At 46.5% G+C, this 12,572-nt stretch carries 9 protein-coding genes; 3 read left to right on the forward strand and 6 right to left on the reverse strand.

What is annotated here, in order from left to right; translation table 11 throughout:
• Positions 1-136 precede the first annotated feature (136 nt).
• Genes fucO through rhaB form a run of 4 tightly spaced genes read right to left on the reverse strand, consistent with a single transcriptional unit; the run spans position 137 to position 4,905 of the window.
• On the reverse strand, positions 137-1,282 hold the full coding sequence (fucO, locus tag G590_RS0103475; protein ID WP_022764287.1) for a lactaldehyde reductase: 1,146 nt from the start codon (positions 1,280-1,282) through the stop codon (positions 137-139).
• 24 nt (positions 1,283-1,306) lie between these two features.
• Positions 1,307-2,131, reverse strand: a complete 825-nt coding sequence (gene rhaD / locus G590_RS0103480) for a rhamnulose-1-phosphate aldolase (RefSeq protein ID WP_022764288.1) — start codon at positions 2,129-2,131, stop codon at positions 1,307-1,309.
• 36 nt (positions 2,132-2,167) lie between these two features.
• On the reverse strand, positions 2,168-3,430 hold the full coding sequence (locus tag G590_RS0103485; protein WP_022764289.1) for an L-rhamnose isomerase: 1,263 nt from the start codon (positions 3,428-3,430) through the stop codon (positions 2,168-2,170).
• Between the two features lie 26 nt (positions 3,431-3,456).
• The gene (gene rhaB, locus G590_RS0103490) at positions 3,457-4,905 is read right to left on the reverse strand and encodes a rhamnulokinase (protein ID WP_022764290.1); all 1,449 of its coding nucleotides are present in this window, start codon (positions 4,903-4,905) and stop codon (positions 3,457-3,459) included.
• A 121-nt stretch (positions 4,906-5,026) separates the two neighbouring features.
• Here rhaB and G590_RS0103495 point away from each other — a divergent pair, with 121 nt between their 5' ends.
• Positions 5,027-5,998, forward strand: a complete 972-nt coding sequence (locus G590_RS0103495) for an AraC family transcriptional regulator (RefSeq protein ID WP_022764291.1) — start codon at positions 5,027-5,029, stop codon at positions 5,996-5,998.
• Positions 5,999-6,011: 13 nt separating this feature from the next.
• Here G590_RS0103495 and G590_RS0103500 read toward each other — a convergent pair whose 3' ends face one another.
• Positions 6,012-7,613 (reverse strand): hypothetical protein, encoded by a 1,602-nt coding sequence (locus G590_RS0103500; protein ID WP_022764292.1) that lies wholly within the window; start codon positions 7,611-7,613, stop codon positions 6,012-6,014.
• A gap of 174 nt (positions 7,614-7,787) precedes the next feature.
• Here G590_RS0103500 and G590_RS0103505 point away from each other — a divergent pair, with 174 nt between their 5' ends.
• The gene (locus G590_RS0103505) at positions 7,788-8,699 is read left to right on the forward strand and encodes an alpha/beta hydrolase (protein ID WP_022764293.1); all 912 of its coding nucleotides are present in this window, start codon (positions 7,788-7,790) and stop codon (positions 8,697-8,699) included.
• A 3-nt stretch (positions 8,700-8,702) separates the two neighbouring features.
• Here the strand turns inward: G590_RS0103505 and G590_RS18300 are convergent, their stop codons facing one another.
• Positions 8,703-10,757, reverse strand: coding sequence for a glycosyl hydrolase 115 family protein (locus tag G590_RS18300; protein ID WP_022764294.1), 2,055 nt, complete (start codon positions 10,755-10,757; stop codon positions 8,703-8,705).
• 449 nt (positions 10,758-11,206) lie between these two features.
• Here G590_RS18300 and G590_RS0103515 point away from each other — a divergent pair, with 449 nt between their 5' ends.
• A complete protein-coding gene (locus tag G590_RS0103515) occupies positions 11,207-12,544 on the forward strand; it encodes an MATE family efflux transporter (protein ID WP_022764295.1) in 1,338 nt (445 codons plus the stop codon).
• The last annotated feature ends 28 nt before the right edge of the window (positions 12,545-12,572 follow it).

The following is a 12,572-nucleotide window of genomic DNA, read 5'->3' on the forward strand; positions in this document are numbered from 1 at the left end:
TCAAAAATGACCCCCGTGGACGGAGTCGAGGGCTCATTTTTTTGGTCCCATAACTCCGTCCCCAGGGACCAAAATCAGGCACATAAAAAACGCGCCCCGCCATGAGCGGAGCGCGCAATAACTGTCAGTCAAAATATTACATGAGCATTCTGAACATCTCGATAACCTGCTCTTTTGTAGCCTCTCTCGGATTTCCGGGATAGCATGCATCTGCAAGAGCATCTGTTGCGAGCTGGTCAAGATCCTCTTCTCTGATCTTCTCGTTCTTCTCAGGGATTCCAACGTCCTTGGAGAGCTGCTTAACAGCGTTAATTGCAGCATCGCGGTACTCTTCCTGGCTCATCTCATCAACACCCTTAACGCCGAGAACTCTTGCGATCTCTCTGTACTTCTCGCCTGTGTAGTCGCGGTTGAATTCCATTGAGATTGGAAGGAACATAGCGCAGGCAACACCGTGAGGTGTGTCATAGTATGCTGAAAGAGTGTGTGCCATAGCGTGGTCGATTCCAAGACCTACGTTTGAGAAGCCCATTCCTGCGATGTACTGAGCCATAGCCATTCCTTTTCTTCCTTCGGGCTTGTTCTCAACTGCATCACGAAGGTTAGCACCGATGAGCTTGATTGCCTCTAAGTGGAACATATCTGTGAGTTCCCAGGCACCTCTTGTTGTGTAGCCCTCGATAGCATGTGTAAGTGCATCCATACCTGTTGAAGCTGTAAGGCCCTTAGGCATTGAGCTCATCATATCGGGATCAACGATAGCAACTTCAGGGATATCGTTGGTGTCTACACAAACGAATTTACGCTTCTTCTCAACATCTGTGATAACGTAGTTGATCGTAACCTCAGCTGCTGTTCCGGCTGTTGTAGGAACTGCGATTGTAGGAACCGCATGGTTCTTGGTAGGAGCAACGCCCTCAAGACTTCTTACATCCTCAAACTCAGGGTTTGTGATGATAACGCCGATAGCCTTGGCTGTATCCATTGAGGATCCGCCGCCGATGGTGATGATTGAATCTGCACCGCACTCCTTGAATGCCTTAACACCACTCTGAACGTTCTCAATTGTGGGATTGGGCTTGATGTTTGAGTAAACAGTGTAAGGAATCTTAGCCTCGTCCAAAAGATCTGTAACCTTAGCTGTTACCCCAAACTTGATAAGGTCAGGATCTGAAGCAACGAATACATGCTTGAATCCTTTCTGCTGAGCAATGCCAACTATCTCCTTGATTGCCCCCGCTCCGTGGTAAGACACGGTGTTTAAAACGATACGATCTGCCATTTTGAAACCCTCCTTTATATAAAATTATTTTTCAAAAAGAAACTTCTCAGGAAGTGTAACTCCGAAGTCCTTAGCAAGATGTCTGAAATCATCAGGTGTGATGGTCTGTCTCTTGGCGCCTGTCATGGAAAGAGTCTTAACCAGGATCCCTGCTGACTTCTCAACTGTATGCATAAGGCCGAAGGTCAGGTCAAAGTCCTCTCCTGCTGCGAACATTCCGTGATGAGCCCAGATTGCAACGTCATATTTCTCCATGAGCTTGCTGGTCTCAACTGCGATCTCTCTACCGCCCGGAACCATCCAGGGCACAACGCCGATACCGTCAGGGAATACTACAGGGCACTCTGTTGCCATCTCCCAAAGCTCTCTTGTGAAAGCCTCATCTGTAAGAGGAAGCACAAAGGTAAGAGCGATGGTGTTGGTTGTATGAGCGTGATAAATTACTCTGTACTTACCGCCTGTTACGCGCTTTTTAACCTCGTGATTCATGAGGTGTGAAGGCAGCTCTGAGGTAGGTCTTGCACCGCCCTCAAGGCCCCACATAATGCGGTACTTCTCACCCTTGTCATCGATCTCGATGATGCCGAAGCTCTCGGCGGGCTTGATGATAACGTTCCTGAAAAACTTACCGGATCCTGTAACCATGAAGAACTCACCTGCAAGGTCAGGGACTGTTGTTCCGATCTCCTTCCACTCGCCTGCAGCAAATTCCTCTTTTACCATATCAACTTCTTCAGGCTTCATTCTGTAGGAGAGGTTGCCACCGTTTCTCTCGTGCCATCCCTGCTCCCATCCGTCGTTTGCCATGCGGATAAAGCCCTGTGTAAACTCTGCGTCTAAAACTTTCATCGTAATACTCATCTCCTATCATTTATCATTCAAAGTTCAAACTCTCTTGGAGAGAACTTCTTTCTCGTATCTTTCAACTTCCTCAAACCACTTGCCGTCTTCCGGAGCGCCACATCTCTTGCAGTACTCGTTCCAAACATCTCCAAACGGCATGGTCTTAAGCTCTTCCTGTGTGATCATGAGCTTTGTAAACTCCGAATTATCCTGTAACTTCTTAAGCTCCTCATGAGGCATCAGCAAGGCATTCAAAAGAGCTTTCTGAGTGTTCCTGAAGCCTGTTGCCCAGGCACCGATCCTGTTGATTGATGCATCGAAGTAATCAAGTGCCATGAATACTCTGCCGTCGAGGCCGCCACAGCGCACGATCTCCTTCGCGATCTCTTTTGTCTCATCATCAAAGAGTACAACGTGGTCTGAATCCCAGCGCACAGGTCTTGTGATGTGAAGTGCGATGTTGGGATAGAAAGACAGAAGTGCAGGGATCTTGTCGCTTACAACCTCTGTCGGGTGGTAGTGACCGTTGTCCATAAGCGGAATGCACTTGTCAGAATGTGTTGCGGCAAAAGACAATGTGAACTCCGCGCTGCCTACTGTATATGACTCTACGCCGATTCCGAAAACCTTGGATTCAACGCAGGGCTTAACCTTGTTAAAATCAAAGGGCTCTGAGAGGATCTGCTCGATGGAATCCTTGTAGCGGTCTCTCGGTCCCTTGCGGTCTGCAGGGATATCCTTGAAGCCGTCGCCTGTCCAGATGTTCATAACGCAGGTCTCGCCAAGCTCCTCAGCGAGGTAATTGGAAATCCTGATGCATGCCTTGCCGTGCTCGATCCAGAACTTTCTGGTCTCCTCATCGGGAGAAGAAAGAGTGAGCGGATCGCATTTAGGGTGTGAGAAGAATGTAGGGTTGAAGTCACATCCGAGCTTTCTCTCCTTGCAGAAATCTACCCACTTCTTGAAGTGCTTGGGCTCAAGCTTGTCTCTGTCTACCCATCCGCCGTTCTCATCGTCAAAGATTGCATAGCTTGCGTGAAGATTCATCTTGGCGCGTCCGGGAATCAGCTTTAAAACCTCGTCGATATCAGCCATGAGCTCCTCGGGAGTTCTTGCTCTTCCGGGATAATTACCTGTTGTCTGGATTCCTCCGGTAAGGGGCTTGCTCGGGTCTGTGTCAAAACCTCTTACGTCGTCTCCCTGCCAGCAGTGAAGCGCGATCTCAGCCTCTTTAAGCTTCTCGATCGCTTTTTCTGTATCAACGCCTATTGCAGCGTATCTCTCTTTTGCCTGTTCGTAACTCATTTCGTGTTTCCTCCGTTTAAATAGTTTTATGCTCTGAATTCCTTAATCTCAAAACTGTCATAGATCACATCTCTGGCTGCCTTAAGATCAGGAAGCTCTCCTGATGCGATCATCAAAATGGCAATATTTCCGATGGCCGTTCCTTCGATGGGTCCGGCATAGACTTTAAGACCTGTCGCCTTTGCCGTCATCTCGTTAAGGTAGGCATCCTGGCATCCTCCGCCGATTATATTCACTGAAGTTATCTCTTTTCCTGTGATGGCGGAAATTTCCTGTATGGTGTCCGCGTAGCATTTTGCAAGTCCGCGATAGACACATTGCATGATTTCTCCCACTTTCTCCGGAACCGGCTGTCCATGCTCTCTGCAGTGTTCTTTGATGGCATCGATCATGCTCTCGGGCGAAAGAAATGCATCATCATTTACATTTATCTCTGCCCCGAAGTCCGCACATTTCCTTGCCTCTTCGATGAGGTCCGGGAAGCTGTAATTCCTGCCGTCTGCGTACTTGCTCTTTCTGCCTTCCACGTACTCAGTGCCGTTAAGCTCACGCCTGATGGACTGAATGATCCACAGTCCCATGATGTTTTTAAGGAATCTGTATCTGTACCAGGCTCCGCCCTCGTTGGTGAGGTTTGACTGCCTTGCGCTTTCGCTTGTTATAGGCTCTTTGTTCTCAAGTCCCAAAAGGCTCCAGGTTCCGCTTGATAAGAACACCGATGAGTCATCCCTTGCAGGAACTGCGAGGAATGCTGAGCCAGTATCGTGGGTTGCGGGAAGGATCACCTTTGCATCAAATCCGACTTCTTCCTGTATGTCTTTTGCCAGATTACCGACTGTTGTGCCGGGCATCGAAAGCTCCCCAAAGAGTCTCTCGGGAAGTCCCAGCCTCTTGATAACTTCCATATCCCAGGTCTTGCCTGCTGCATTTACAAGGTTTGATGTCGTGGCGTTGGTGTATTCCTGCCTGCGCACGCCTGTCAGCCTGTAGCCCAGGTAATCAGGCATCATCAAAAGAGCCTTAGCCTTCTCTAAAAGCTCCGGGCTCTCTTTCTTAAGAGCCATCAGCTGATATATCGTGTTGAAGGGCTGCTTCTGAATTCCTGTCCTCTCATAAAGCTCTTTTTCACCGATCAGGGAAAAAACCTCTTCCTCAATGCCCTCTGTTCGAAGGTCCCTGTAAGCAACCGCATCACCAAGCATCTCCCCGTCTTCATCAAGGAGCACGTAGTCAACGCCCCAGGTGTCGATTCCGATGGCTTCAGGAATCATGCCCTGAGCCTTGCAGGCCTTAAGTCCGTCTATGATCCCGCTCCAAAGATTATCTGTATCCCACACAAGATGCCCGTTTCTCTGAAGCTGCCTGTTCTCAAATCTGTGCATTTCCTTAAGCTTCATCTGCCCGTTTTCCAGCCACCCGATTATGTGGCGTCCGCTGGATGCGCCTATGTCAATTGCAAGAAAATATTTATTCATATCGAAACTCCAATACATTTAGTGTCAACAATGCTATAATATGGGATATGTGAGGGACTTTCTAGGACCAAATCTCTCCCAAAACAGGACCTTATTTGACATAATTTTTATTGGTGATTTTATGAGAAAAGAACTTGTTGAAACCCTGAGCAAAATGACTGAGGAAGAGGAGCGTATCCTCAAAGAAAACGGCGCTATTTCAAAAGAGCTTTACACCTCTGAGGATGAGTTTGTCATCGATGCCGCCAAGCTCCTTGAGAAGGGTAAGCTTATTGCGATCCGCCCACACACGAGGTTTGCATACTTTCCTGTGCACAGGCACAACTATATAGAAATGCTGGTTATGATAAAGGGGAATCTTACCACGAAGATTGTGGACGGCGATACACTCTTTTTATCAGAAGGCGATATCCTGCTGATGAACCGCCACACCAGACACGAGATCATGCCCTGCAGCAGCGATGATATAGCGGTAAACATTATTATCCTCCCGGAGTTCTTTTCCAGGAGCGATGTCTCCTACGACCGCGAAAACGTGCTTCGCGACTTCATCATCACTTCGCTGTCGGAGAAAAAAAATCACAGCGACTATCTTCTGTATCACACAAAAGATATGATCGCTGTGGATAATCTTGTTGAAAATCTTATCTGGACACTCACTTCAGGCCACAAGGGCATGAACCAGATTGTAAATACTACGATGAATCTTTTACTGATGAATCTCTCCGCGCTGTCTTCGGATACGTTAAAAGACATGGGCTCCAAGGGCCAGCAGACCACCATCAGCGCTCTTGAATACATCGATCACAACTATAAGAACGGAACTCTTGAGGAGCTGGCATCTGTCACCGGCTACTCAACAGCTTATTTAAGTCGCCTGTTAAAGAGCCACACCGGGAGCAATTTCAAGCAGCTCCTGCAGACACGTAAACTCCAGCAAGCCGCATATTATCTGGAGAACACCACACTTACCACCGAGAAGATCATCGAGAAGATCGGCTACGAGAACAGCGCTTACTTCTACAGGAAGTTCTCAGAGAAGTACGGTTGCTCACCCAGGGATTACCGTAAGAAGGTCAGTGTGCTGGGATAGAAAGTTAACCGGCTTATCCAAAATCATCCGGAGAATCAAGTTCCATATATCCTATTTCATATTTCCCGTTTCTGTATGAAAGATTAAAGCCCATGCTTGCACCGCCTCTTGGAAGAGGCTCTACATAGCATCTTATCGCCGGATTGGTTCCTTCTATGATCTCCGCCCAGTAAACACTTCTCAACATGGTTGTTGCATCCTCTGTCCACCAGTAGTTTACATAGTCATCTCCCACATCCTCGCTTCTTGTAAGACCGGCTTCCCGGATTGAGTATCTGATGACACATCCATCCGGCTCTTCGTAGTTTATCGTAAGACACTTTGCACCGTTTTCTCCCTTTGCAAGAGGCAGCTCTGCCTCGTTGTATTTTCCGGAAGAATCTTTATCAAACAGCCACATATCGCCAAAGGATAAGGGGTCTGTGCTGGTGTCATATGTAAGGGTTACAAGGATCTCTTTTACCCCATCTCCGTCAAGGTCACCGCTCTGTACATGCGGGAAACCCGTCTCCCATCCTATTGGAGTGACCAGTTTGTCGCCATTTCCAAATTCTATCGTATAAACTGCAGTCTCCTCCTGCTCATTCCAGCTTCTGTTTACCCTGTCATACAGACTGTCACCATCATAATCGCAGTCCATGAATTCTTCCCGCCAGATATATCCCTCACATTCATCAAGATATCCTACATATTCCCACAGGATAAACGGAGACATATCCGCATCGGCTTCCTCATCTTCCAGCGCAGTATAGTCGGGAAGTTTCCAGTCTTCATAATCGGTATCATTGGTAACGAAGATATCTGTCTCATGAAGGAAGTAATAGTGTCCGTCTTCGGATATGAGCATTTCATAGCCCATAGAACCGCCCATGGTCGGAACCACGCAGCTTATATACCTTGCGATGGAATCATCTGTCAGCTTAACAAGAGATGTAGTCACACCGCCTGTTTCAGTATCAGCTATGAACAGGTCACGATAGGAATCTTCTCCCAGAAGCTCCTTCATGGTATCGAGGTCATCCTGCGTAAATGTCTCATCTATGATGTTGGCATTAGTGTAAAACGGCTCATCATCTATATAGTCGCCATCCACTGAGACATTCATGCCCAGCCCTTCGACAAAGCCATCAGTGATCACATACAATGCAGCTTCATTGAGCTTGAATCCGATATAGGCCGGTTCACCATCGATGTCGCCTTCATCAAACTGCTTAAAAACAGCTTCATCATCAGAAACAAAATAGGCTTTTCCGGATACTTCTCCTGAATGAGAATAATAATAAAACTCTCCCGAGAACTCAAACCCATCTTCGTCCGGGGCAGAAATCTCAATGCTTGCTTCACATGAAGAGTGTACCGCTGTCCTGTTCCATGTTCCCAAAAAATCTGACGGAGTTGTTACCGCTTTTCTGTTTTCATATAGCGCTGCCAGGTTCTCCGGCAGGAATTCAAGATTGTCATTTGAGGAAAAAGACTCTTTGGCCGCAGCTTCATCGGCTGCCTGTTCTGCAATCTTATCTTCTTCAGAAATATCTTTTCCCTGCTGATCACCGTTGCCACAACTGCACAGCATGAGTGATGCCAGCAAGACAGCGCAAATAATATGCTTCTTCATTTAATTACCTTTAGTCCTATTATTCTATAGATGCTATTATCCTCAATTCGTCTGTATATGGCAAGTTTTAAATGATAAATTGACAACAATCGGGACTTGCATTTTTTAAATTTCGTGATATTATACTTTGTCGGCAAAGAAACATTTTGATTTTTTAGAAGGAAGTAACGTTATATGGTAATCGCAATAACAAACATAGTAATACTAGTGGTTTTATATCTTTTAGTCTGTGCAATATTCGCAAGATCAATGGGAATAGTTAAGTGCATCGATCCAATCAAGGCATATCAGAAAGAAAACAAAAGACATTTTCTTGATGGCTATAAGAACTGGAAAAGTGAAGAATACATAATAAAATCTTTTGACGGTTATGAACTTCATACGACTTATATTCCTTCAGCCGTTCCCTCCAAAAGATTTGTCATCCTGGTTCACTCATCAACCTACTGCAGGATCGGAGGAATCAAATACTTTAACATATTCAGGAAAATGGGTTATAACGGTATTCTCTTTGATCTTCGCGGTCACGGTGATAACAAAAAGTCTCCGTCAACATGGGGTATCAAGGAAAGCAAGGATCTTCTCTGTGTAATAAACGATACTGTTAACCGTTTCGGCGATGATATCAAGATCGGCGTACACGGCGAATGCCTCGGAGGCGTAACTGCTCTTACCGCTCTTAAGTATCATCCCAATATCTCTTTTGTAATCGCTGACAGCTGCTACAACTCACTTTATTCACTTCTTTGCAAGCTTGCTCAGCAGATAGCACATGTATCACCGGTACTTTTTGATCCGGCTGTGATCTTTTTCAAGCTGATGTTCGGATTCTCCTATAAAAAGATCTTTACAAAAGACAGCCTTGGCGGTAATACAGTTCCGATATGCTTCATTCAAGGCGACAGCGACTGCGTTGTACCTGTATCAGATACTATGGAACTTGAAAGCGCAACTACAGGCTACACTGAAACACACATATTTAAAGGCGCCGATCATACCCGTAACATTCTTACTGACGCAGATCGTTACGAGGATATCATCAGGAAATTTTTGTTCAGAGTCAATTTCATGGAGCTTATAGCTTAAGTATCAAAGCTTCCTCAGTTTCATGAGCTCAAACAATTCAGAATCTTTCAGGTGATTGGTGGTGCTAAGAAGAAGCGTCACCTTCCTGTCTTCTGTGCTGTCCTGCACATCGCGCTGCCAGGCCCAGTAATGAGGGCCGTCACCGATTGCCCTTAAGGTAGACATGAGGTATTCCATAACATATGCGGACTGTTTGATATCAGCTTCGCAATCATTCTCATAAAATCCCCGCCACTTGTCGTGCTCTCTTTCCCGCTGAACTTTGTCTCCTGCGAGGAAGGCTTCACGGGCGAGGCCGGCTTGATAGAAGGCTTTTTTGTATTCTCCGGAAAGTCCAAGGAGCATGCTCCCACAGGCAAGGGTTGCTCCGAGGTAGCCATAGTACAGATATTTTACCTGCATCAGCAGAGAATCTTTGAAAAGCTCTTTTCCTGTATCGGAGAGAGCTTTTTCTGTAGTCTCACATTGTTTTAAATATTGTTCATAGTTGTTAGCTGCCGCTTCCACAAGCTCTTTATACCAAATGATCTGATCGCGGAAGGTGGTAGCGCTTGTGGCCCAATTAAGATGTGGCGCAGGCCTATTTCTGTCTACAACAAAGTTCGTTGCAAGCATCCTGGTGATGTGGTTTGCGAACTGTTCACCGGCTCTGTTATCCTCGTGAGGGCCGAATTTCACCGAATACTCGGGCCACAGGGAAAAGAGCTTTGAAACAGCCTCTGCATTATTAGGACCGTAGTACGTCTTCGCGTAATCCGGCGCAAAGTGCGCTTCATTGGCGTCACCCTGCTGCCAGAGTTTTGCCACAAAATCAAGGTAATACACGTGTGGTTTGATGTTCGAGCAATTAATGACCCAAAAGTCCTCTGCGCCGTGGGAAAGGCAATCTGTAAGCTCTTTTCTTATAAAAGAGGGAGAGTTCGGCATCATGGTCATGTGGTTTGCGGCCTGAAGATCGTAGAAGGATACGTGGTAGTATATTCCGTGTCTTCCGTTATCGCTTTCTGTAGGAAGTGCATAGACCCTGGGGTCATCGTCGTTTTGCCTTCGTGACACCATCTTGCCATAGCCGTTGTCAGCCCAGATTCTTATGACGTCTTCAGGGATTTCAAGATAGCCGTCTCGGTAAAGCGCCATAATCTCTCCGTAGAGGTTTGTGCAGCAGACGGCGGCTTTGTCGTTTTCTTTGACCAAGTCGTACTGCATACGGATAATGCGGCTCATGAGTTCCCCTCTGGCCTCAGGCGTGTCATATCTTGGATCGTCTGCCCAGAAGGGCTTATCTCCCTGTCCTCTAAATCCAATGTTCCAGATCACGTTGCTATCTGACTGCTCCTTGATCGCGTCCTTCCAAAGTCCGATGAAGAGATCGCTGTGCTTTGCAAAAGAGGGCTCTAGATCCGGATAGGCTCTGATAAACATCTCTGCACCAAGAGGCTCTGCGTGATGGTGCGTTATATACAGGCCCATCCTGGTTGCGAGGTTGCGGTACTTTCTTGAATTCTTGTCCGTTCCCGGAATGGTCATATTTCCGCCCAGGCGCAGAAGTGCCTCAAAGGCCATTTCCCAGGGTTTTTCCGGATCTCCGTCAATGCTCCATTTTGCCAACAGAACTTCGTCGTTGATGAACCATCCACGGTAGCGGACTCTTGGCCTTGGTGCCCTGTAGATGAAGCCTTCCGGTATTTCAACGCTCTTACGCTTCTCGATCTTTTGGTCATTCCAGAGCCACAGCGGCTGTATACCTAGAAAGCGTCTGCTTATCTCATAGATTCCGTAGATGAAGCCAAGATCGTCGGAGGCTGTTATAGTCAGGGTATTATTTGCGCATGAGAGTGTGTAGGTTTCAGCTTCGTGGGAATTGTCTTTCTCCAGGACAAGCTTTGGAGTCAACGGATGAGTCACCGGGGACGTTACAGATTGACTCATTGCACGCAATGAGTCAATCTGTAACGTCCCCAATGACTCACCAAAATCTCTCTTTAAGTGTCCTAATGCATGTAAAACCTGCTCGCTTGCCTTGCCTGTTATTATTGTTAAATCTGAATTGATGATCATAGCTCTTTTGCCTCCTGCCGGCGCGGTAAATTAAACAAATAACTTTATAGAATTTCTTATATATTCAAGGATAACAGATGCCCCCAATTTACATAATTGTTTAACGCTAACTTGGTCGTTTTTTATAAGATTTCAATTCTGAATGAACTAAAAGATACCTGTTAATGATTTAGACTATTTAATAGTAGAATATGCCAATTGGAATATGTCTTGCTATTTATTCTTATTTTGTTTTTTCATCGGATACTACTGTCTGGTATTGAGATTTGTTCAGGGACAGTAGCTATGATCATTATGTTTGAGTAAACACTACTGTCTGCGAATTAAAATTCTCATGAGACAGTAGCCCTGTACCAGATAAAGTGTAATTCACTACTGTCTCCAGAACAAATTTATCGCGGGACAGTAGTCTACGCCAAATAAGAGTCACCAACAAAAGAGGAAACCTCATGAAAGACATGACAAAGGGCAGCATTATAGGTGCCATCATTTCTTTTTCTGTACCAATGCTGATTTCAAGCATCTTCCAGCAGTTGTACTCACTGGTGGATACTTATATTGTGTCCAGATACCTTGGACCTGATGCCCTGGCAGGAGTTGGTGCAACAGGCCTTTTGACATTTCTGATGCTCTGCATAGCGCTTGGAATGGGCGCCGGCGGAGGTCTTATCATCGCGCAGTGTTATGGCAGCAAAAACTATGAAAAGCTGCGCAGCACCATCATTTCCATGAGTTATATCATGCTGCTTCTGGCAGCCGTTATGTCTTTTGCCGGGTTCATCTTCTCAAGAAAATTCCTGGTGTTCCTGAAGGTGCCGGAGAACGTGCTGGAGTACTCCGTCACTTACATCAGGATCATCTTCGTATTCTCTATCGGCACTGTCCTTTACAACCTCACATCATCGATCCTCAGAAGCGTTGGCGATTCCAAAACTCCGCTCTACGCCCTCATCGCCGCGTCCTTTATCAACATCGGACTGGACCTTTTCTTTATCCTGAAGCTCGGTATGGGCGTTGCCGGTGCAGCCTACGCAACAGTGATTTCCCAGTTTGTATCCGGCCTTATCTGCCTTGTGATCATAATCAGGAAAAGAGCTGACCTCGGTTTTAACGGTACCGGAAGCCTGCTGCCTGATGCGCACACCGCACTTCTGATCATCAGAACGTCCCTGCCTTCGACTTTTCAGTCATCCCTCATCACTCTTGGCGGAATCTCTGTTCAGAGACTTATCAACTCTTTCGGCAGCGATGTAATGGCGGGATATGTTGCAGCGAACAAGGTTGATTCACTGGCAATTCAGGTGATCCTCTCCGTCGGCAATGCACTGTGCGTCTTCACGGGCCAGAACATCGGGATCGGCAATCTTGACAGAATAGAAAAGGCACTGAAGAAGTCACGAATAATCATGTTCTTCAGTGCCATTGTAATTGCTATATGTGCTTATACATTCAGATACTACATCGTTGGGATATTCCTGGATGCCGATGCCAATCCGATTGCTCTAAATACAGGTGCCCAGTACCTCTCAATCGTAGGCGTTGCCTATCTTATCTGCGCCATCATGCAGAGTTATCAGAACGTAATAAAAGGCGCGGGTGATGTCAACACCTGTATGGTCGCCGGAATGACCGAGCTTGCAGGCAAGATAATATTCGCCTACGCGGCTGCGCCTTTCCTTGGGCCTCTCGGAATATGGATCTCAACGCCATTTTCCTGGGCCTGCGGATGTGTTATTCCTGTTGTCAGATACTACTCAGGGAAATGGAAGTTCAAAACCCTGACATAATGGTCCCTGGGGACGGGGGTTAGGGGTC

The sequence above is a fragment of the Butyrivibrio sp. XPD2006 genome (assembly GCF_000420865.1).
Lineage (GTDB): Bacteria > Bacillota > Clostridia > Lachnospirales > Lachnospiraceae > Butyrivibrio.